At 63.2% G+C, this 19,295-nt stretch carries 14 protein-coding genes, 1 tRNA gene and 6 pseudogenes; 12 read left to right on the top strand and 9 right to left on the bottom strand.

Annotation, left to right across the window (positions count from 1 at the left end):
- Nucleotides 1-7 precede the first annotated feature (7 nt).
- The 6 genes and pseudogenes from H9L15_RS16755 (at nt 8) to H9L15_RS02230 (ending at nt 4,894) form a co-directional block, all read left to right on the top strand.
- Nucleotides 8-358: a COX aromatic rich motif-containing protein gene (locus H9L15_RS16755; RefSeq protein ID WP_223276436.1), complete on the top strand. Its 351-nt coding sequence runs from the start codon at nt 8-10 to the stop codon at nt 356-358.
- Nucleotides 355-2,368, top strand: a pseudogene (gene cyoB, locus H9L15_RS02245) (cytochrome o ubiquinol oxidase subunit I). Before H9L15_RS16755 ends, cyoB begins: the two are co-directional and overlap by 4 nt.
- On the top strand, nt 2,365-2,865 hold the full coding sequence (locus tag H9L15_RS02240) for a cytochrome c oxidase subunit 3 family protein (RefSeq protein WP_223276435.1): 501 nt from the start codon (nt 2,365-2,367) through the stop codon (nt 2,863-2,865). The pseudogene cyoB and the gene H9L15_RS02240 overlap by 4 nt, the downstream one beginning before the upstream one ends.
- Complete coding sequence (locus H9L15_RS16750; RefSeq protein WP_223276434.1) at nt 2,862-3,002, top strand: cytochrome c oxidase subunit 3 family protein; 141 nt, start codon at nt 2,862-2,864, stop codon at nt 3,000-3,002. The genes H9L15_RS02240 and H9L15_RS16750 overlap by 4 nt, the downstream gene beginning before the upstream one ends.
- The gene (gene cyoD, locus H9L15_RS02235; RefSeq protein WP_187715011.1) at nt 2,999-3,385 is read left to right on the top strand and encodes a cytochrome o ubiquinol oxidase subunit IV; all 387 of its coding nucleotides are present in this window, start codon (nt 2,999-3,001) and stop codon (nt 3,383-3,385) included. Before H9L15_RS16750 ends, cyoD begins: the two co-directional genes overlap by 4 nt.
- Before the next feature lie 63 nt (nt 3,386-3,448).
- Nucleotides 3,449-4,894, top strand: a pseudogene (locus tag H9L15_RS02230) (AMP nucleosidase).
- Between the two features lie 166 nt (nt 4,895-5,060).
- Here the strand turns inward: H9L15_RS02230 and H9L15_RS20075 are convergent.
- Together H9L15_RS20075 and H9L15_RS02220 are read right to left on the bottom strand one after the other, a co-directional pair.
- A pseudogene (locus tag H9L15_RS20075) lies at nt 5,061-5,672 on the bottom strand (5'-nucleotidase C-terminal domain-containing protein); the annotation flags it as partial.
- An 899-nt stretch (nt 5,673-6,571) separates the two neighbouring features.
- Nucleotides 6,572-7,318: a S1/P1 nuclease gene (locus H9L15_RS02220; protein WP_262984889.1), complete on the bottom strand. Its 747-nt coding sequence runs from the start codon at nt 7,316-7,318 to the stop codon at nt 6,572-6,574.
- Nucleotides 7,319-7,471: 153 nt separating this feature from the next.
- Between H9L15_RS02220 and H9L15_RS02215 the strand changes: the two genes are divergently transcribed.
- The 3 genes from H9L15_RS02215 to H9L15_RS02205 all read left to right on the top strand — a co-directional run bounded on the left by H9L15_RS02215 (nt 7,472) and on the right by H9L15_RS02205 (nt 10,621).
- Nucleotides 7,472-7,915, top strand: a complete 444-nt coding sequence (locus H9L15_RS02215) for a cytidine deaminase (RefSeq protein ID WP_187715010.1) — start codon at nt 7,472-7,474, stop codon at nt 7,913-7,915.
- A 47-nt stretch (nt 7,916-7,962) separates the two neighbouring features.
- Nucleotides 7,963-8,469 (top strand): hypothetical protein, encoded by a 507-nt coding sequence (locus H9L15_RS02210; RefSeq protein WP_187715009.1) that lies wholly within the window; start codon nt 7,963-7,965, stop codon nt 8,467-8,469.
- 85 nt (nt 8,470-8,554) lie between these two features.
- Nucleotides 8,555-10,621 carry an alkaline phosphatase D family protein gene (locus H9L15_RS02205; protein WP_187715008.1) on the top strand — a complete coding sequence of 689 codons (2,067 nt, stop codon included), beginning with the start codon at nt 8,555-8,557 and terminating at the stop codon, nt 10,619-10,621.
- Here H9L15_RS02205 and H9L15_RS02200 read toward each other — a convergent pair.
- The 6 genes and pseudogenes from H9L15_RS02200 to H9L15_RS02180 all read right to left on the bottom strand — a co-directional run bounded on the left by H9L15_RS02200 (nt 10,618) and on the right by H9L15_RS02180 (nt 15,068).
- The gene (locus H9L15_RS02200; RefSeq protein ID WP_223276432.1) at nt 10,618-11,088 is read right to left on the bottom strand and encodes a D-Ala-D-Ala carboxypeptidase family metallohydrolase; all 471 of its coding nucleotides are present in this window, start codon (nt 11,086-11,088) and stop codon (nt 10,618-10,620) included. The genes H9L15_RS02205 and H9L15_RS02200 overlap by 4 nt on opposite strands.
- Nucleotides 11,089-11,215: 127 nt before the next feature.
- The gene (locus tag H9L15_RS02195; protein ID WP_187715007.1) at nt 11,216-12,163 is read right to left on the bottom strand and encodes an isopenicillin N synthase family dioxygenase; all 948 of its coding nucleotides are present in this window, start codon (nt 12,161-12,163) and stop codon (nt 11,216-11,218) included.
- Nucleotides 12,164-12,249: 86 nt separating this feature from the next.
- A pseudogene (locus H9L15_RS02190) lies at nt 12,250-13,475 on the bottom strand (NupC/NupG family nucleoside CNT transporter).
- A 36-nt stretch (nt 13,476-13,511) separates the two neighbouring features.
- Nucleotides 13,512-13,850, bottom strand: coding sequence for an LOG family protein (locus H9L15_RS19335; protein ID WP_317617569.1), 339 nt, complete (start codon nt 13,848-13,850; stop codon nt 13,512-13,514).
- Nucleotides 13,847-13,996 carry a hypothetical protein gene (locus tag H9L15_RS19330; protein WP_317617568.1) on the bottom strand — a complete coding sequence of 50 codons (150 nt, stop codon included), beginning with the start codon at nt 13,994-13,996 and terminating at the stop codon, nt 13,847-13,849. Before H9L15_RS19330 ends, H9L15_RS19335 begins: the two co-directional genes overlap by 4 nt.
- An 88-nt stretch (nt 13,997-14,084) precedes the next feature.
- Nucleotides 14,085-15,068, bottom strand: a pseudogene (locus H9L15_RS02180) (adenosine kinase).
- A gap of 132 nt (nt 15,069-15,200) precedes the next feature.
- Between H9L15_RS02180 and H9L15_RS02175 the strand changes: the two are divergent.
- The 3 genes and pseudogenes from H9L15_RS02175 to H9L15_RS02170 all read left to right on the top strand — a co-directional run bounded on the left by H9L15_RS02175 (nt 15,201) and on the right by H9L15_RS02170 (nt 18,650).
- Nucleotides 15,201-15,820 (top strand): annotated as a pseudogene (locus H9L15_RS02175) (queuosine precursor transporter).
- A gap of 167 nt (nt 15,821-15,987) precedes the next feature.
- Nucleotides 15,988-16,338 carry a hypothetical protein gene (locus H9L15_RS19325; RefSeq protein ID WP_317617658.1) on the top strand — a complete coding sequence of 117 codons (351 nt, stop codon included), beginning with the start codon at nt 15,988-15,990 and terminating at the stop codon, nt 16,336-16,338.
- Nucleotides 16,221-18,650 carry a TonB-dependent receptor gene (locus H9L15_RS02170; RefSeq protein WP_317617631.1) on the top strand — a complete coding sequence of 810 codons (2,430 nt, stop codon included), beginning with the start codon at nt 16,221-16,223 and terminating at the stop codon, nt 18,648-18,650. The genes H9L15_RS19325 and H9L15_RS02170 overlap by 118 nt, the downstream gene beginning before the upstream one ends.
- A 266-nt stretch (nt 18,651-18,916) precedes the next feature.
- Here the strand turns inward: H9L15_RS02170 and H9L15_RS02165 are convergent.
- Nucleotides 18,917-18,990 (bottom strand) — tRNA-Cys (locus tag H9L15_RS02165).
- Nucleotides 18,991-19,295: the final 305 nt, after the last annotated feature.

The following is a 19,295-nucleotide window of genomic DNA, read 5'->3' as shown; positions in this document are numbered from 1 at the left end:
CGGGACGATGATCTACACCATGCCGCGGATGCAGACGCGCCTGAACCTTCAGGCCGATCGCCCCGGCACCTATGGCGGATTGTCGGCCCATTTCAGCGGCGACGGCTTTCCCGGGATGGAGTTCAAGGCCGAGGTCCTGCCGCCCGACCAGTTCGCGATGTGGGCCCAGGGCGCGCGCGGGCAGGGGGCTGCGCTCGACGCCAAGGGTTTTGCCGAGCTTTCCAAGCCGAGCAGCTATGTGAAGCCGATGACCTACGGCGCGGTTGCGCCGGGACTGTTCGACGCCATCGTCGCGAACAAGGCGCCGCCTCCGCAGCAGCTGCCGCACAACCCACAAGCTGAAAGTCCCGCGGGATGAGTGTCATTTTCGGCAAGCTGACCTGGGACGCCATTCCGTTCCACGATCCGATCCCGCTGATCACGTCGGCCGTGGTCCTCGTGACGGTCGCGGCTGTCGCCATCCTCGTCTGGCGCAAGGGTTGGTGGCCTTATCTTCGCGACGAATACATCACCTCCACCGACCACAAGCGCATCGGCATCATGTATATCGTCCTGGCGCTGCTAATGCTGGTGCGAGGCTTCGCGGACGCGATCATGATGCGCGCGCAGCAGTCGATGGCGATCGGCGCTTCGCAGGGGTATTTGCCGCCCGAGCATTACAACCAGATCTTCTCCGCTCACGGCACGATCATGATCTTCTTCGTGGCGATGCCATTTGTCATCGGATTCATGAATTTCGTCGTGCCGCTGCAGCTCGGCGTTCGCGACGTGGCCTTCCCGACGATGAACAACGTCAGCTTCTGGCTGACCGCATCGGGCGCGCTGCTGATCAATCTCAGCCTGTTCATCGGCGAGTTCGCGCGGACCGGCTGGCTCGCCTTCCCGCCGCTCAGCGAGAAGGAATTCTCCCCCGGTGTCGGGGTCGATTACTACCTTGTCGCGCTGCAGATATCCGGCGTCGGAACCGTCCTGACCGCCGTCAATTTCGTGACGACGATCCTGAAGATCCGCGCGCCGGGCATGAGCTACCTGCGCATGCCGGTGTTCTGCTGGACTTCGCTGGCCTCGAACCTGCTGATCCTTGCCGCTTTCCCGGTCCTCACCGCGACCTTGGCGATGCTGATGCTCGACCGCTACCTCGACTTCCACTTCTTCACGAACGACGGCGGCGGCAACTCGATGCTCTACATGAACCTGATTTGGGTTTGGGGCATCCGGAAGTCTACATCCTCATCCTGCCCGCCTTCGGAATCTACTCGGAAGTCGCCGCGACGTTCTCGGGCAAGCCGCTGTTCGGCTATCGCTCGATGGTCTTCGCGACCCTCGCCATCTGCATCATCTCCTTCATGGTCTGGCTGCACCACTTCTTCACGATGGGAGCGGGCGCGAACATCAACGCGATCTTCGGCATCGCCAGCATGATCATCGGCATTCCGACCGGCGTGAAGATCTACAACTGGCTGTTCACGATGTACGGCGGCCGCGTCCGCTTCACGGTACCGATGTACTATCTGATCGGCTTCATGCTGACCTTCGTGATCGGCGGCCTCACTGGCGTTCTCCTCGCCATTCCGCCGGTCGATTTCATCGTCCACAACAGCCTGTTCCTGGTCGCCCACTTCCACCAGGTGATCATCGGCGGCGTCGTTTTCGCCTTGATGGCCGGTTACACTTACTGGTTCCCGAAGGCGTTCGGCTTCATGCTTCACGAGGGGCTGGGCAAAGCGGTCTTCTGGTGCTGGTTCATCGGCTTCCACCTCGCCTTCATGCCGCTCTATGTGCTCGGCTTCTGGGCGGCACGCGGCGCATGCAGCACATCTCCGACCCCAGCTTCGCTCCGTGGCTGCACGTTGCGTTGCTAGGCGCGGTGATCATCGGCGTCGGGATCGTCCTGACCGTCGTGCAGCTGTGGTATTCGATCAAGACGCGCGACCAGCGCATGGACGTCACCGGCGACCCGTGGGACGGCCGTACGCTGGAATGGCTGACGCTCTCGCCGCCGCCACACTACAATTTCGCAGTGCTTCCCGACGTTCACGGCGAAGAGGCCTACTGGACCCGCAAGCAGACCGCCATCAAGCAGGATGCCCTGATCAAGGAGCCCGACTACCAGCCGATCGAAATGCCGGTGAGCACTCCGGTCGGCGTGATCTGCGCCTTCTTCGCTTCCGTCTGCGGCTTCGCAGTGATCTGGCACATCTGGTGGCTCGCCATCCTCGGCCTGATCGGCGCCTTCGCGGTCTTCGTCTGGTACGCCTGGCAGGACGAGCATGAGCACATCATCCCCGTCGACGAGGTGCGGAAGAACGCTCGTGAGCGGCGCCGAATTCGCATGGAACATCTGCACAATCTGAGTCAGTCCACATGACCACTGAAGCTGCAGCCGTCGGACTGACGCACGGAGGCTCGGAAGACACGGGCCTCGGCCACCGCGGTCCGGAATCGAAGAGCATCGTCGTCCCGTACGGCTTCTGGCTGTTCGTCCTTTCGGACATGATCCTCTTCTCGGCCCTGTTCGCCACCTACGCCTCGTTGGTCAATGCGACGGATGGCGGGCCGACGACCAACCAGCTGTTCGACCGCAGACTGGTTGCGATCGAAACCGTCGCATTGCTGCTGTCCAGCTTCACCTGCGGGCTGGCGATGATCGCGGCGAGGCGGAAGAACATGGCCTGGACGCAGATCTGGCTGCTCGTGACCGGTGTGCTCGGCGCGATCTTCCTGTTTATCGAGGTCTACGAGTTCACCTACATGATCGGCGAGGGCGCGGGCCGCAGCGGAGCGCCTTCCTCTCATCCTTCTTCACACTCGTCGGCTGCCACGGCGCCCACGTCACGGCCGGCCTGCTGTGGATCGGGACGATGATGGCGCAGATCTGGGCGAAGGGTTTCAGGGAGCACATCGTCCGCCGACTGCTCTGCCTCAGCATCTTCTGGCACGCCCTCGATATCATCTGGGTGGCCATCTTCACCATCGTCTATCTGATCGGGACGCTGCCATGAGCCAGAACGAGGACCATCTGCTCGACGTCGCGCCGGGCCAGCCGCACAGCAATATCGTCAGCGAAACCTGGGCCTATGTCATCGGCCTCGGCCTGGCCCTGCTGCTAACCGGCATTTCGTTCTGGGTTGCCTCGACGGGTGCCCTGTGGGGTCCGGGCGTTGCCGTGGGCCTGGTGGTGCTCGCCATCGCGCAAATGGGCGTTCACCTCGTCTTCTTCCTCCACATCACCAGCGGGCCGGACAATACCAACAACGTCCTCGCGCTCGCGTTCGGCGTGCTGATCGTCTTCCTGGTGATGATCGGGACGATCTGGATCATGTCCCATATGAACCACAATGTGATGCCGGGGCCGGAGATGACGAACCTGCAGATGCAGCACTGATCCACGGGACTGTCACAACAAAATCCTTGTCTGCGGGGTCGTTGAGGCCAAGCGTGCCGGCTCATGGCATCCAACGACATCGCGGCAATCCTCGACCAGCTCTGTTCCATCTACGACCAGTCGGTCGCCAGTCTTCGTGAAGCGCTTGCCGCTTATTGTGAAAACGGAACACAACCGGATCCAGCGCTGAGGGCGGACCGCGCATTTGCCTATCCCGAACTTCGCGTCACCTATCGCGGCGACCAGACCGCCGGACGCCTGACCCGGGCCTTCGCCCGCCTGACGCAGCCCGGAACCTACGCCTGCAGCATCGCCCGGCCCGCGATGTTCCGCGACTATCTCAAGACGCAGCTCGAATATCTCGTCGCCGACTATGGCGTCGTCGTCGAGGTGGGACGCAGCGAGAGCGAGATCCCGTATCCCTACGTGCTCGACGGAAGCGGGATCAATGTCGACCGGGTGACTGCCGCCGAGCTATCGCGATGGTTCCCGTCGAACGAGCTGTCCCACATCGGCGATGAGATCGCGGACGGCGACTGGGATTACTCGATGCGAGACGCACGGCCGCTGGCCCTGTTCGACGGCCCCGGACCGACTTCAGCCTGGCGAGGCTGAAGCATTACACTGGCACCGACAGCGGCCACTTCCAGCACTTCGTCCTGTTCACCAACTACGTCCGCTACGTCGACGAGTTCGTCCGCTTTGCGATCGATGAGCTTCGGCGGGAGGGCAGTCCCTACACCGGCCTGTCGGTGCCTGGGGATTCTATGATCGCAGTCACCTGACCGATGCCGAAGCGCAGATCGCAGCGGGCACATGGCGGCGGCACCAGATGCCGGCCTACCACCTCATCGCCGAGGGAGGCGGGGCATCACGCTCGTGAATATTGGCGTCGGCCCTTCGAATGCGAAGACGATTTGCGATCACATCGCCGTGCTTCGGCCCGAGGTGTGGCTGATGATCGGCCATTGCGGCGGCCTTCGCCCGACCCAGCGGATCGGCGACTATGTCCTCGCTCACGCTTACCTTCGCGACGATCATGTTCTCGACGATGTACTTCCGGTGGAAATCCCATTGCCGGCGATCGCCGAGGTCCAGCGGGCATTGTTCGAGGCGACAGTGCAGGTCACCGGTGGGGACGAGGACAGCGTCAAGACCCGGCTGCGGACGGGCACCGTCGTCACCACCGACGACCGCAACTGGGAGCTTCGCTTCACCCAGTCTGCGAAGCGCTTCAACCAGAGCCGAGCCGTGGCGATCGACATGGAATCGGCGACGGTGGCTGCGCAGGGTTACCGTTTCCGGGTGCCCTACGGAACATTGCTGTGCGTCTCGGACAAGCCGATTCATGGCGAGCTCAAGCTTCCAGGTCAGGCGAACGACTTCTACGAAACGTCGATCGGCCAGCACCTCCGGATCGGCATCCAGACGTTGGGCTTGCTGTTGAAGGAAGGCGAGGGCCTGCATTCGCGCAAGCTGCGCAGTTTCGACGAACCGCCGCTGCGCTAGGGAGAAAGCGCACGCGATCAGGCCTCGGCGGTGACCTCCCCGGTGCGATCCAGGCGACGAATGCGTCGAGATCGACGACGCCCTTGTCGGTCAGCTCGGTTCCTTTGGTGAATGCCGTCAGGCTGTCCCCGCCCGATGCGAGATAATTGTTCACGACGACCCGGTAGCGGCCTGAAGGGCTGACAGGCTTTCCATTCAGCCGCATGTCGGTCACGCGGCTTCCCTCAGGCCTGGACATGTCAACGGCGTAGGCGAACCCCTCCGAGGGCGCGAGCGCCGCAGGTCGCGTGCGGCCCGCCTCGAGTGGAATTGCGTACTGTTGCTCCAGCGCGGCTTTCAGCTGCGCGCCAGTCAGGGTCATTACGACGAGATTGTTCCCGAACGGCATCATCGCGAACGCGTCCTTGTAGAGCACGTCCCCCGCCGGCAGCGCGATGCGCACGCCCGTCGCATTGACGAGCGCGAGCTGGGCGCCGCCATTCTCCGGAGCGCGTGTCGAGCCGAGCAGGGCGTCGGCGATGAGGTCGGCCGCTGCGCTTTCGCCGTCGTCCGCGTCGGTACCGGCTTTCTCGGTCAAATGGCCGACGACCTTGGACGCGATCGGAGCCACGGCCTCCGCATAGCGGCTCACCAGCGCCTGAGCGGCGGCGTCGGTCCCGTGCTCGCCATTGCCGACGACGACATTGCTGGCGCCCTGGCGGATCAGCTGGTGGCTCGAACGGTCGAAGTTCAGGCGGATGTCGGTAACGAAATAGCCGTTCTTGCCGGCGCTGGTCATCAGCCGGCCGGCCCCGGTCTCCGCAGTTCCGTTGCAGATGTAGGCCCAGTGCGTGTGGCCGGACACGACGGTGGTGATCGCGGGATCGAGTTTCGACAGGATCGGGAGGATGTCGCCGCTGAGGCCGTCGCAGGAATTGCCGGCAGTGAACTGAGCCGTCTTCCCACCCTGGTGGATGAGCAGGACGATCGCGTCCGCCCCTTGCGCTTTCAGCGCAGGAACCAGGGCGTTTGCAGTCGCCGCCTCGTCGACGAAGGTCAGTCCTTTGACTCCCGAGGGCGTCACGATGTTGGCTGTTCCTTTGAGCGTCATTCCGATGAAGCCGATCGTCACCGGCCCGAAGCGCTTGATTCCGGTCGATGGAAAGACGGTAGAGCCGTCCGCCTGAACGACGTTGGCGGCGAGGTACTGGAACCGTGCGCCGATGAACGGCTCGACGGCGCACGGTGCGCGTCGGGTGAACTTCGCGCACCCACCGGATTGCATTCGCTTCAGCTCCTCCGAGCCGCGATCGAATTCGTGGTTGCCGACCGAATTGAACTCGAGCCCGAGCAAGTTCATCGCCTCGATCGTCGGCTCATCGAGGTAATTGGCGGAGATCAAAGGCGAAGCGCCGATCGTATCGCCCGCTGATACGGTGACGCCGTTATAGTGCCCGGAACGGAGCTGGGTCAGCGCTGCCGCCAGGTGCGCGACTCCACCGGTCTGGATCTTGCGCTTGGTTCCGTCGGGCTCAGCGATCTCGACCGGAGCGGGCGGCTCGAGATTGCCGTGGAAGTCGTTGAACGCAAGGATCTGAACTTCGATCGGGTGCGGCGGCGCGTTCGGGTCGAATACGACAGGCTGGCCCGCGCAACCGGCCAGCGCCAGAAGCGCGACGACGACGAACTTGCGGGACATCAGCGGGCGGCCGGCTGCGGCTGCGCGTAGATGGCGTTGAGGTAGGCAGCGAGGCGGACGCCCGCCTGTTTCAGGCGCTGCTCCATGACCGGCGTGAGCTTGTAGACGTAGGCGTAGGATAGCTCGGGCACCGCGGGTTGCCCCTTCTTGTCCTTCGCACCCTTGGGCGGCATTTCGGGATAGAGCGTCTCGCGGATCTGGCCGCTTTCGCTGATCCAGTCGCGCGGGTTGATGTCCCACCAGCGGATGACGTCCTCGTTGCTGGTATGGCGCTGCAGCTTGGCGGCCAACTCGGTGAAGCTCAATTGCTCGTCGTCGACCAGCGCTGAATCCCAAACCGAATGCAGGTTCAGGTCGCGCCCGAACCACTTCACCTTCACCTCATTGCCGCCCTTGTCGCAGCATTTGCCGACGTGGAGAGGCTGGTGAAGGTCGCCGACCAGGTGAACGATGAAACGTAGTGCAAGCTGCTTGTCAGCGAGGCTGGCGTTCGGATCGCGCAGGGTCGCGCTGTACCGGTTCAGCGCTTCGAGCGCGTCGCCTTCGGGCGGAGCATGGTCGTAGACCACCCCGTTCAACGTGACGTAGTGATACGGGCCCGACTTCTTCTGCCAGAAGGGAGCGGGGTCTGACCGCATTTCGTCGGGCCAAGTCGCAGCCTCGTCCAGGCTTTCCGCACCGCCGAGGATTTCCTTGATATGCGCCCGGGCTAGCCCGCTCAGTTGCGCATCCGCAAGCGCCGCCACGACGCGATGCCCGGTCTTCCCCAAGCAAAGGCCGGCGAGGGGATCAGCACGCAAACCGTTGCGGCGATCAGGAACAACCGTGCTTTCATCAACTCAGACTCACAGATTCGGAAGACTAGCGCATGCCCCGTGCACGGCCTTAAGGACAAGAGCATGACGGAAGAAGACCTGCTCGCTTTGGCGCGATCCGCCGCATTGAAGGCCTACGCGCCCTATTCGGGGTTCCACGTCGGCTGCGCGGTGGAATCGGTCGACGGGGAGATCGTGACGGGCGCGAACATGGAAAACGCCTGCTACCGTCTCGGCATCTGCGCGGAGCAGAGCGCCTTGACCGCCGCACAGCACCAGTTTGGCCTCGGCAAGGTTGCACGGATCGCCATCGCGGGAGGCGGAGCGGAGAATGGCGACTTGAACGGCCAGATCGTCTGCACGCCGTGCGGAGGCTGCCGGCAGGCGATTTTCGAAGCGGCGCAGCTGTCCGGGCGGGACGTCGAAATCCTGTGCTCGAATGGTGAAGGATCGGCGGTCGATCGGCATCGTATCGGCGAGTTGCTCCCGCATGGATTTGGACCAGCAAACCTACGCGACGCTGATTGAATTTCATGGCATATCGGCGCCGTTCGACATCGGCCAACAGGGGCGGGATGACTGACGAACCTCAACCGGAAGCGGGCGGCGAACGCCCGAAGTTCTTCAATAACGTCACCGGATGGATTGGTGGCTTGACGGCCGTGGTGCTCGCACTGGCAGGTCTGAAAGCCGCCGCGGGCCAGCTCGACCTGTTTGGGCCGGCCGAGCCCGCTCAAGCCGAGCAGGCGGCGGCGGCGACCCAGGAAACGCAGGCCACTGACGAGCCGCAAGCCGTTGCGGAGACACCCGCAGCCGACGCGCTTCCCAGCAAATATACGGGAACTTGGAAAGGCCAGGATGTCACGCTGGAATGGCGCAACGGCATTTGGGTCGAAGTGACTGCCGAGGGAACCGAAGACGAGATCGTCACCAAATATGAACAGCTCGCGCGAACGGACTTGATGACCAACGGCATCGACCGCAACCGCAACCTCTACGTGCGCTGGCCGAGTGGCGGGACGCTGGAGGAAAGCGAGGACGGGATCACCTGGACCCGGTCCTATGAGGTGACACCGGCCTGACGCATCGATCGGCGGTTCGTCGAACGGGCGCTCCGGCTTGCTGAATAGGGCGTTGGGTTTGTCGGCGTTTCGTTAGCGTCACGACATGACGAAGCTCGATCGACGTTCATTCATCGCGTCCGCCACGGCGCTTGGCGCAGCGCTCGCATGGCCGAGCGCCGCGGTTTCGAAGTCTCGCGTAAAATGGGTCGAGCGGCGCGACCTTTATCCGGATGGAGTAGCCTCGGGCGATCCGGATTCGAACAGCGTGATCCTGTGGACACGGCGCCCCTTCGATAGCGGCGATCGGCACGCGCTAACAGTCGAAGTGGCGCTGGACCCGGAGTTCAGACGCGTGGTTTCGACAACCCGGGTGCCGGTGCTTGCGGAATCCGACTGGACCTGCCGGGTATTCGCGGGCGGCCTGAGGCCCGCGACCGTTTACTGGTACCGCTTCACGGATGCGACCGGCGCCGGAAGCCGGGTGGGCCGCACGATTACCGCGCCATCGGACGAGGATTCGCGGCTCGTCAGCTTCGCCTTCGTATCCTGCCAGAGCGTCAACGAAGGCGCCCAGAACGCCTACCGCCGGCTGATCTGGGAAGACGAGCGGAAGCCTGCGGAGGAGCGTCTCGGCTTCGTGCTCCACCTCGGCGATTTCATTTACGAGGTCGTCGAATACCCGGAGGAGGTCGCGCACCGCTACGGCCGCACCGTCTACGACATCGGCAAGATTCCGAATTCGCGGAAGGTCTACAACTTCCACGTTCCCACCGATCTCGCCGGATACCGTGTCGTCTACCAGGGCCATGTTCGCGATCCCGATATCCAGGACGCTCGCGCGCATTTCCCGTTCATCTGCATGGGCGACAATCACGAATTCTCGTGGAAAGGCTGGCAGAGCACGATCCAGTACGACGGTGAGCCCGAGCCGGCGCAGGAACTCAGGGTCGCGGCAAACCAGGCCTGGTGGGAATATATCCCCTCGCGCGTCCGCAAGGCGTCGGGACCCGGGCTCCAGTCGTTTGAAGGGCCCACGGTCAAGAACACGCCGATCACCAAAGTCGACGACGACGGCTTCGGCGATGAGCCCAACAATCGGACAGCGATCGGAAGCATGACCGCCTATCGCGCGCTGCGGTACGGCCGGAACGTCGAGCTGATCATCACCGACATGCACGCCTACATGATGCAGGACCCGACTTCGCGGCCGGAGGTCGCTGCGCTCGACCCCGGCGACTTCCCGAACATGTTTCCGCAAGAATGGACCGAGGTGCTGGACGGCGGACGGGCATACAACGGCGGCAATCCGCCCGAAGTCATCATGGTAGGTGACAAGGCGGTCCCCAACTTCCGCAAGGGCGAGGCGCCGATGACCTTGCTCGGGCGGCAGCAGAAGGCATGGTTCAAGAGTAAGCTCGCCGAGTCCAAGGCCACCTGGAAGGTATGGGCGGCCACAAACCCGACGCTTGACTGGCGCTTCGACCCCCAGAATCTTCCGCTAGGGCTAGCGGCGAAGCCGTGGCCGGTTGCGGGCTATGCTTGCACCGGCGGCGGCGACATGAGCGGCAGCTACCACGAGAGGGCGGAGCTGTACGATTTCGTCCGCGACCGGAAGATCGGTGGGCTGGTCACCGTGTCGGGCGATCGCCACAGCTTCTGGGCAGGCTATTCGGCCAAGGCGCTACCGCCGCAGTCGTTCGATCCGGTTGGCATCGCATTCGTCACCGGCTCCATCTCCGCGCCGGGCATGGCCGAGGCGATGGAGTACAACCTCAAGAAGCACCCGCTGCGGCCTCTGTTCACCGCCGATCGCGGAAACGGCAAGTTTGAGGCGACCTGCAACCTGTCCCTGAAGCGCGGCGTCCGCAGCGCGCTTGAATATGCGAAGTCGGGCGACATCGAGGCCGCGCGCCGACTGACGAATCCCGACAATGCGCCGCATCTCGAATTCATCGACATGGGCGGCCACGGTTATTCGGTGGTGACTGCGACTCTGGAGACCGTGCAGACCGAGTTCGTTTGCATTCCGCGGCCAGTCACGCGCGCGACGACGCCCGATGGCGGGCCCTTACGGTATCGCGTGCGGCATACAGCGAGCTTGTGGGAAGGCGGGGAGCGGCCCCGCCTCAAGCAGGAAGTGCTTGAAGGCGACCCGAAGCTGTCGGTCTAGCGTGACGCCAGCTGCGCGGGCGGAAGGTCGATGCGAAGCGTTCCGTGATCGTCGGCTCGCACCGCTTGCGGCTTCGGCGCCGTCGGATCTGGCGGAGGTGGGTAGGCCACGGCGACTTGCTCCGGCGCGACCGTCGTCCCTGGGCCGGCGAAGGCGAAGTGACTGTGATCGCCCTCGTCCAGGGACTCGACCATCCTGTACCCGGCGCGGGTCAGTGCAGTCGCGATCATGGCGTGCGTAACGCCGGGGCGGCGTGCGACGTCGATCGCTCGGCCCTGCAGGTGATAGCTGTTGGAGACTCCGCCCACCGCGCGATTGTGGGCGACGGAGCGGTAGATGCTGGTGATCGAGCCATAGTTGGCTGCAACCGCGGCGGCGCCATAGACCTGGCGCGCCGCGGCTGACGGCCCTCCGCCCGTTGGGCGATGGCTGGGGTGGTTGCGACGGCCGCGAGGACCAACACGCAAGCGGGCAATTTCATTCGAAAACTCACCGCATTGCTCAAACAGAGTGAGGCGGATGACTCTCACGGGGCGCTGAGTCCATGGACTTGTTCAACGACCTGTCCCGGAACGGGACAGGAGCCATTGGAATTCAGACGAGCTTGATCTCGCGCAGCCGCTCCTGGAGGTAATCGTGTGCGGTGATCGGCGGCCACTTCGGCTCTTCGCCGGCTGCCACGGTGCCTGGCAGCGCTTCGATCAGATAGTCCGAGCGGAAGTGCAGGAAGAAAGGCATCGAGTAGCGCGCGTGGCTGGCGCGGTCCGGCCGCGGATTGACGACGCGGTGCGAGGTCGAGCGGAGGCGGCCGTTGGTCAGCCGCTGCAGCATGTCGCCGATGTTGATTACCAGTTCGCCCGGCTTGGGTGACACCGGGATCCAGCGGCCGTCCTTGGTCAGAAGCTCGAGTCCCGCTTCCTCAGCGCCAAGCAAAAGCGTGATCGTGTTGATGTCCTCATGCGCGCCGGCGCGGATGTGCTGGCCGGTCGGCTCGCTTTGCGGCGGGTAGTGGAGTGCGCGCAGGATTGAGTTTCCGTCGCGGACCGTGTCTGCGAAATAATCCTCGTCGATCTTCAGGTAGCGGGCGATTGCGCGCAGGACCTTGAGGCCGGTCCGATCGAAGGTCGCAAACAGTTCGGTGAACGTGTCCTTGAAGCTCGGCACTTCCGACGGCCAGACATTGTCCGGCATGTGCGAGCGGAACGGGTGTCCTGCGGGCAGGTCGCGGCCGACGTGCCAGAATTCCTTGAGATCGTGCGCCTTGGCACCCTTGGCGGTCTCGATCCCGAAAGGCGTGTAGCCCCGCTGTCCGCCGCCGTTGGCGAGGAAGTATGTTTTCTTAACCGCCTCAGGCAGCGCGAAGAAAGCCTTCGCCTTCTCCTCGGCGCGGTGGATCAGCTCGTCGGGAATGTCGTGGTCGGCGATGATCGCGAACCCGTAATCCTCGAAGCTTCGGCCCAGCTTTTCGGCAAACTCGTCAGGATTGGAGTCGGCGTCCTTCAGTGACACGGACGCAATGTGGTCGGCAGTAATTGTGGCCATTTCTTACTCTCTACTCGTCATTGCGAGCGAAGCGAAGCAATCCATGGATTGCCGCGTCGCCTGCGGCTCCTCGCAATGACAGGGACTTAAGGAAGCATCAGGCTGGCAAGCGCCGCGCTCATAAGGTTGGCGAGCGAACCGGCCAACAGGGCGCGAATCCCGAGCTTGGCGATCACCGGACGTTGGTTGGGGCGAGGCCGCCCGTCACCGCCATCTGGATGGCAATCGAGCTGAAATTGGCAAAGCCGCACAGCGCAAACGTCACGATGGCCCGGCTGCGATCGTTCAGCACTTCAGCGCCCATTTGCCCGAGATCGATGAAAGCGACGAATTCGTTCAGCACCAGCTTGGTGCCGAACAGGCCTCCGGCGGCATTGGCCTGATCCCACGGCACGCCGATCAGGAACATGATCGGCTGGAAGATATAGCCCACTAGCCGCTGGAAGCTGAGATCGGGAATGCCGACCATGTTGCCGAGCCCGCCAAGCAGACCGTTGGCAAGCGCGACGAGAGCGACGAACGCAAGCACCATCGCACCAACCGCGACGGCCAGCTTCACGCCGGTCTGCGCGCCTTGGGCTGCTGCCATGATGATGTTGGCGGGCTTTACGCCTTCCTCAAACGTTTCCGAGACGTCCACATCGGCATCTTCGGACGGGTCATTCGGATCGTCCGGCATGACCATCTTGGCCATCAGGATTCCGCCCGGTGCCGACATGAAGGCCGCGGCAAGAAGGTAAGGCAGATAGCTTTGCCCGAGCAGGCTTGCGTAAGCGGCGAGGATCGTGCCTGCGACGCCGGCCATGCCTACGCACATGACCGTGAACAAGCGCGATGGCGGCAAGGCAGCGAGGTAGGGTCGAACCACCAGCGGCGATTCCGACTGGCCGACGAAGATATTCGCCGCGGCGCTTAAGGACTCGACGCGGCTGATGCCGGTGACCCAGCCGATCGCTCCGCCGACCCAGCGCACGATCCGCTGCATGATGCCGAGATAGTAGAGGATAGCGACAAGGCTCGCGAAGAAGATGATCACGGGGAGGGCCGCAATCGCGAAAGTGTGGGCGAGCGGGTTCTGGTCGCTCGGCCCGAACAGGAACTCGGTGCCCTTGTTGGCGTACCCGAGCAGGTTGGCGACGCCGTTCGACAGTGACTGGATTCCGGCGCGGCCCCAGCTCGTCCACAAGACGAGCCAGGCAATCGCCGCCTGCAGCGCGAACGCTGCGCCAACGATTCGAATCTTGATCGCCTTGCGGTTGGTCGAGAGCAGGAACGCGATGGCAAGGATCGCAAGGATCCCGACAACGCTCATCAGTTTCGGATTCAACAAAGTAGCCCCTCCCCGGGCTTACCAGACCATGCCTTGCGTAGCGCGTCCGGCGGCTTCGTCCAGCAGATTGAGCGCCTCGTCCGGCGTCTGCGCGACGAGAAGCTGCTTTCGACGCGATTGCGAGAGGAAGCCGCTGTCCGTCGCATGGTCAATGAAGTGGATCATGCCGTCCCAGAAGCCGGCGACATTGAGCAGGCAGAAGGGCTTGGCGTGATAGCCGAGCGCATTCCAGCTCCACGCTTCGAACAATTCGTCGAAGGTGCCGATCCCGCCCGGCAAGGCGACGAACGCGTCGGCGAGGTCGGTCATCTTCGCCTTGCGCTCATGCATGTTGGGCACGCGATAGAGCTCGGTCACCCCGTGTGGGCGACCTCCAGGTCGACCAGCGCATCGGGAATGACGCCGTACACCTTGCCGCCAAGCTCGAGCACGGAGTCTGCGACAAGGCCCATGAGGCCAAGGCGGCCGCCCCCGTAAACGAGCTCGACACCGTTGCTGACCATCGCCGCCGCCGTTGCCCGCGTCGCGTCCGCGAAGTCGGGGTCGGTACCCGGGCAGAACCGCAGTAGACGGCGAGGCGCTTCAGATTGTTCACAGCCGGACCAAGTCCTTGAGGTTTGCTTCGGGACGCGCGCCGAAGTGCGAAATGACCTCGGCGGCAGCCTGGGAACCGGCTTCGAGGCAGCGCTGGAGCGGGCGGGCGCGGCAGCGAGCGGCAAGGAAACCGGCGGCAAAGAGATCGCCAGCGCCGGTCGTGTCAACGACCTTCTCGACATGCGCCGCTGGGACTTCGACGCGACGGCCGGCTTCCATTCCGAGCGCGCCGGCGGGTCCGCGCGTCACGATCAAGGTCGAAACCAGCGGCGACAGCTTCGCGATCGCGCTGTCGAGGTCACCCGCACCCGCTAGCAGAAGAGCTTCGTCCTCGTTGGCGAAGAGCACGTCGATCATCCCGCCCTCGATCATTCCAAGCACGCCTTCCTTGCGGCCCGGAATGCACAGGCTTTCCGACAATGTGAAGGCGACGGTGCGCTCCGCTTCGTGCGCCATCTGGGCGGCGCGGAGCATCGCGTGGCGCGGGCGCTCCGGACCCAAAGATATCCCTCCAGGAAGGTGATCGAGGCCGAGCGGATCATTTGCTCGTCCAGCCTCTGGGGGTCAGTTCATGACTCGCTCCCGGGCATGTGTTCATCGTCCGCTGCGCGTCGGGCGTGACGATAATCAGGCAGCGGCCGGTCGGCGGGCCATAGCCGATCGGCGGAGTTTCGAACCGCACGCCCAGCGACTTCATGTCGTGCGCGAAGATGTCGCCGAGCTGGTCGTCAGCCACCTGCCCGATGAACCCGGCGTTCAATCCCAGCGCCGCAACACCGGCCATGCTGTTCGCCGCCGAGCCGCCGCTGATCTCGCGAGCCGGGCCATTGCGGCGTACAGCGCATCCGCTTGCTCGGGCGTCAGCAATTGCATCGATCCCTTGGTCAAGCCGTGCGCTTGCAGAAACGAATCTTCCGCTGTCGCGATCACGTCGACGATCGCGTCGCCGATCGCGACAATGTCCAGGGCTCCGGGAATCACGGGGCGTCGGGTAGCGGGGGCTAAGCCGCTCGGTCAATTGGCGTTCTTGAAGTTCGCCGCAAAGCAGCTAGGCCAGCGGCCATGACGACCGAAGTCCAGGCGGCCTCAGACGCGCCGCAATCCGCCCGATCCATGCCAATGTCGCTGTTTGCCTATGCCATCTTCTATGGCGGCATGGTCTGTATCGCCGGCGTCCTCGGCAACAAGCAGGTCGCACTCGGTCCGCTTGCCGTCGAAGCAGGAATCTTTGCCTTCCTGCTGCTGGTCGTCACCTCTAGCGCGGTCGCCGAGCTGCACGGGCGGGAGACAGCGAACCGCCTGGTGCTGATTGGTTTTATTCCGCTGCTAGTGTCGCTCGCGCTCAGCATCATCGTGCTTCGGGTCCCGGCCTCGCCCGAGATGGACCCCGCCGGCTTTCGGCTTTCGAAACGGTGATGGGCGGAACCCCGCGGATATGGCTCGGTGGGATCCTTGCCTACGGAATCTCGACGCTCCTCAATGTCACCATCTTCAGCCGGCTCAAGGCGCGGGAAGGCAAGGGCCTGCTCTGGCTTCGCGCCGGGATCGCAAGTGTGCTCAGTCAGATCGTCGACACCCTGATATTCATCACGGTCGCGTTTTACGGAGTCTTCCCGATCACGGAGCTGTTGCTGGGACAGATGGTGGCGAAGGTCGTCCTGTCCGCCGTCCTGGTCCCACCAGCGGTGTATCTGTTTGTGTCGCTGGGACGTAAGCTCGACGCAGCAAACTAGTCATTCTCATCAATTTTCGATCAGTTTCGTTGCGCAACTGCCACAGTCCGCAGGATTCCGGACTCTTGCGGTTCCGGCTGTCACGGACTCGTCTTAAAGGCCCTTAGCGGCGGGGGTCGCACTCGGGGATTCTCCCGGGTTATCTAAATCAACCATCGGGGTTTTACGTGAAAAGAGCGTTTCTGCTGTGCACCACGGCGGCATTGTTCATGCCTGCCACCGCCTACGCCCAGTCCACCGGCTCGGTCGAATTCGACAAGGAAGCGATCGTCGTCACCGGAAGCCGGACCAAGGACGTCGGAGGCATCCAGACTCCCGACGCGACCAAGGCCAAGGCCGTCGTCACGCAGGAAATGATCAGCCGCAGCGGCCCGGCCAGACGGTCCTCGACACGATCAACATCGTTCCGGGCGTCAGCTTCCAGAACAACGATGCCTACGGCAACGCGGGCGGCACGCTCACCATGCGGGGCTTCGATTCGACGCGCGTTAGCTACACGCTTGACGGAATCCAGCTGAACGACAGCGGCAACTATAACATCTACTCGAACTTCTCGATCGATCCGGAGCTGATCGAGCAGGTCAACGTCAACCTCGGCTCGACCGACGTCGACTCTCCGACGGCCTCTGCTGTCGGTGGCACGATCAACCAGCGCACGCGCACGCCTTCGACGACGCCGGGCGGCCTGGTGAACATCTCGCTCGGTGAATATGATTATCGCCGCTTCTTCGGCATGTTCGACACGGGTGAGTTCACCAAGTGGGGCACGCGCGCGTTCGTCGCCGCCAGCATGTCGGGCTACGACAACCCCTTCAACAACTACGGCAAACTGAAGCGCCAGCAGTATAACGCCAAAATCTATCAGCCGATCGGCAGCAACGGCGACTTCATCTCGATCGCTGGCCGCTACAATCAGGACCGCAACAACTTTTTCGGCTCGCTTCCGCTTCGCTGGGACGCCAACCGAACGGTTGGCTCGGGCACCGGAAATCGCTTCCCGCGCAACAACGACGAGCGCGAGTACGACATCAACTTCCCGTGCCAGACCGCCGTCGCGCGCCCGGGTCTCGCCGATCTGGCGAACACTTGCGGCACCGAGTTCGATCGGCGCTACAACCCGTCGAACAGCGTCAACATCCGCGGCAACTCGCGTTTCTCGCTGACCGACGCGCTGACCCTCACGGTCGACCCGAGCTACCAGTACACCAAGGCCAATGGCGGCGGCACGGCGACCGCCCGTGAATTTGGTTACGACATCAACCCGACCGGTGGCCGTGCGAACTGCTCGACGGCGGCTCCGAACGTGAACATCACCTGCGTCGGCGGCTACTTCGGCGGAAGCCCGTACCTGAACGGTGTCGACCTGAACGGCGATGGCGACGTGCTCGACCAGGTGACGGTCCTCGCGCCAAGCCAGACCCGCACGCGGCGTTACGCGGTGGTTGCGGGCCTCGCCTACGAGATCAACCCGGATCACATCGTTCGCGCGACATACACGCATGACTATTCGAACCACCGCCAGACCGGTCAGGTCGGATATGTGAAGTCGAATGGCGAGCCTGTGGACGTATTTCCCGTCAACGACCCGATCGCTGTGAAGTCAGGCTTCGACCTCCAGAAGCGTGACCGTCAGTCCTACGCCATCCTGAACAAGTTCGCGGCACAGTATCGCGGCCAGTTCGGCCCGCTGCGGGTAGTGCTCGGCGCGAGCATGCCGTACTTCAAACGTGACCTGGAGAACTTCTGCTTCACCTCGTCGGCTAGCGGCTTCGTGGAATGCAGCGGCCAGGATGCGGCCCTCGACGCCGTCATCGCGGCGAACAACCCGTACACCTTCAACCCGACGACGGGCGCCATCACCGGCTTCTCGCCTCCGGGTCACCGGGTCCTGAAGTATCACAAGTTCCTTCCAGACCTGGGCCTCGTGTACAACTTCACGAACGCGATTTCGGCCTTCGCGAACTACACGAAGAACATCTCGGTCCCGAGCACGGACAATCTGTACAACGCGTTCTACTTCCCCGAAGGCACGGCACAGGCCAAGCCGACGCCGGAAACGACGGACTCGTTCGACACGGGTCTTCGCTACTCGAGCTCCAAGATCCAGGCGCAGGTCGCTGGCTGGTACACGAAGTTCAACGATCGACTGGCCTCCGCCTACGATCCTGAACTGGACAAGACCGTGTACCGAAACCTCGGCCGCGTGAATAAGTGGGGTATCGACGGCTCTGTCGCCTACGAGCCGATGAAGGAGCTGACGCTTTATGCGTTCGGTTCGTGGATGCGCTCGAAGATCCAGGACAATATCCAGATTGGCCGCTTCGGCACTGGCGTGAACCAGGTGACGGACTGCGACAACGTTCCGGCGGGTGCGACCCAAGCCGACATTATTCGCAGCTGCGCCTTCACCAAGGGCAAGTACGAATCGGGTTCGCCAAAGTACTCCTTCGGTGGATCGGCGGTCGGCCGCTTCAGCATCTTCGAGCTGGGCGCGACCGTGAAGCGGACCGGTCCGCGCTACGTGTTCGACACGAACCTGCCGACTTATTCGGGAACGATCGGCAGCCCTTCGGCGGTCGAGATCTTCCCGTCCAAGGCGCCGGCCTACACGCTCGTCAACCTGGACGCTCGCGTGAAGCTGACGATGCTCAAGGGCCTGGAAAAGAGCTACTTCCAGCTCAACGTCTACAACCTGTTCGACGAATTCTATGTCGGCGGTTTCAACGGTGGCCTGAACCAGGCGTTCAGCGGCACCAGCTACGGCAACCCGAACTTTGTCCAGATCGGCGCTCCGCGCACGATTTCGGGAACGCTCAGCCTGGCTTTCTAAGGAACGCCTCACGGCAGTTAAGGACGGCGTCCCATCTTCCGGATGGGGCGCCGTTTCCTTTTGACGTGACGTTGCCGGTTGCAGCCGCGCTGCTAATGTGGGGCTAGTGTTGCTTTACCGCCACGGCTGGCGCGAATCTCGACTTGGCCTTGCGGGTCTCCGACCGGGCCCCGCCATCGCGATCGGCATCATCCTGTTCCTGCTGCTTGCGTTCGCCATCGCATGATCGCCGCAACGGCGGACGAACCGAATTAAGGGAATGAGGATGGAGGCCCGAGCCGGAATCGAACCGGCGTGCAAGGATTTGCAGTCCTCTGCGTAACCACTCCGCCATCGGGCCTTAACCGACCAGAATCGTCGAACAATTCTGTTGAGGCGAACCGCGTCCGAAGCAAGAATGATCCGATCGCGGCAATGTCCTGGCGAGCACGCCAGGCGCGAGTGCTGATGGCATCTCAAGATTTGGAAGGCAACCGCGAATCATGCCGCCAACGGCAGCGGGCGAAACAGCATCCTGTCGCTCCAAAGCAACGGATTGTCGCCAGGACCGCAACGCCCCGACTTGTTCACTTCCGGTGAGAAGTTGTCACGGCTCGAAGCCCCCTCTTGAAATACTCTAACTTAAGTGAAACAACTCCGGCTCTT

This window comes from Sphingomonas daechungensis (assembly GCF_014489495.1).
GTDB classification, from domain to species: domain Bacteria; phylum Pseudomonadota; class Alphaproteobacteria; order Sphingomonadales; family Sphingomonadaceae; genus Sphingomicrobium; species Sphingomicrobium daechungense.
This window is presented reverse-complemented; position numbering and strand designations above follow the sequence as displayed.

Excerpts from the sequence above, each read along its gene's own strand:
- H9L15_RS16755 (WP_223276436.1), top strand. The coding sequence starts at position 8 with ATGATCTACACCATGCCGCGGATGCAGACGCGCCTGAACCTTCAGGCC.
- H9L15_RS02240 (WP_223276435.1), top strand. The coding sequence starts at position 2,365 with ATGACCACTGAAGCTGCAGCCGTCGGACTGACGCACGGAGGCTCGGAA.
- H9L15_RS16750 (WP_223276434.1), top strand. The coding sequence starts at position 2,862 with ATGATGGCGCAGATCTGGGCGAAGGGTTTCAGGGAGCACATCGTCCGC.
- cyoD (WP_187715011.1), top strand. The coding sequence starts at position 2,999 with ATGAGCCAGAACGAGGACCATCTGCTCGACGTCGCGCCGGGCCAGCCG.
- H9L15_RS02215 (WP_187715010.1), top strand. The coding sequence starts at position 7,472 with ATGACGGAAGAAGACCTGCTCGCTTTGGCGCGATCCGCCGCATTGAAG.
- H9L15_RS02210 (WP_187715009.1), top strand. The coding sequence starts at position 7,963 with ATGACTGACGAACCTCAACCGGAAGCGGGCGGCGAACGCCCGAAGTTC.
- H9L15_RS02205 (WP_187715008.1), top strand. The coding sequence starts at position 8,555 with ATGACGAAGCTCGATCGACGTTCATTCATCGCGTCCGCCACGGCGCTT.
- H9L15_RS02195 (WP_187715007.1), bottom strand. The coding sequence starts at position 12,163 with ATGGCCACAATTACTGCCGACCACATTGCGTCCGTGTCACTGAAGGAC.
- H9L15_RS19330 (WP_317617568.1), bottom strand. The coding sequence starts at position 13,996 with ATGGTCAGCAACGGTGTCGAGCTCGTTTACGGGGGCGGCCGCCTTGGC.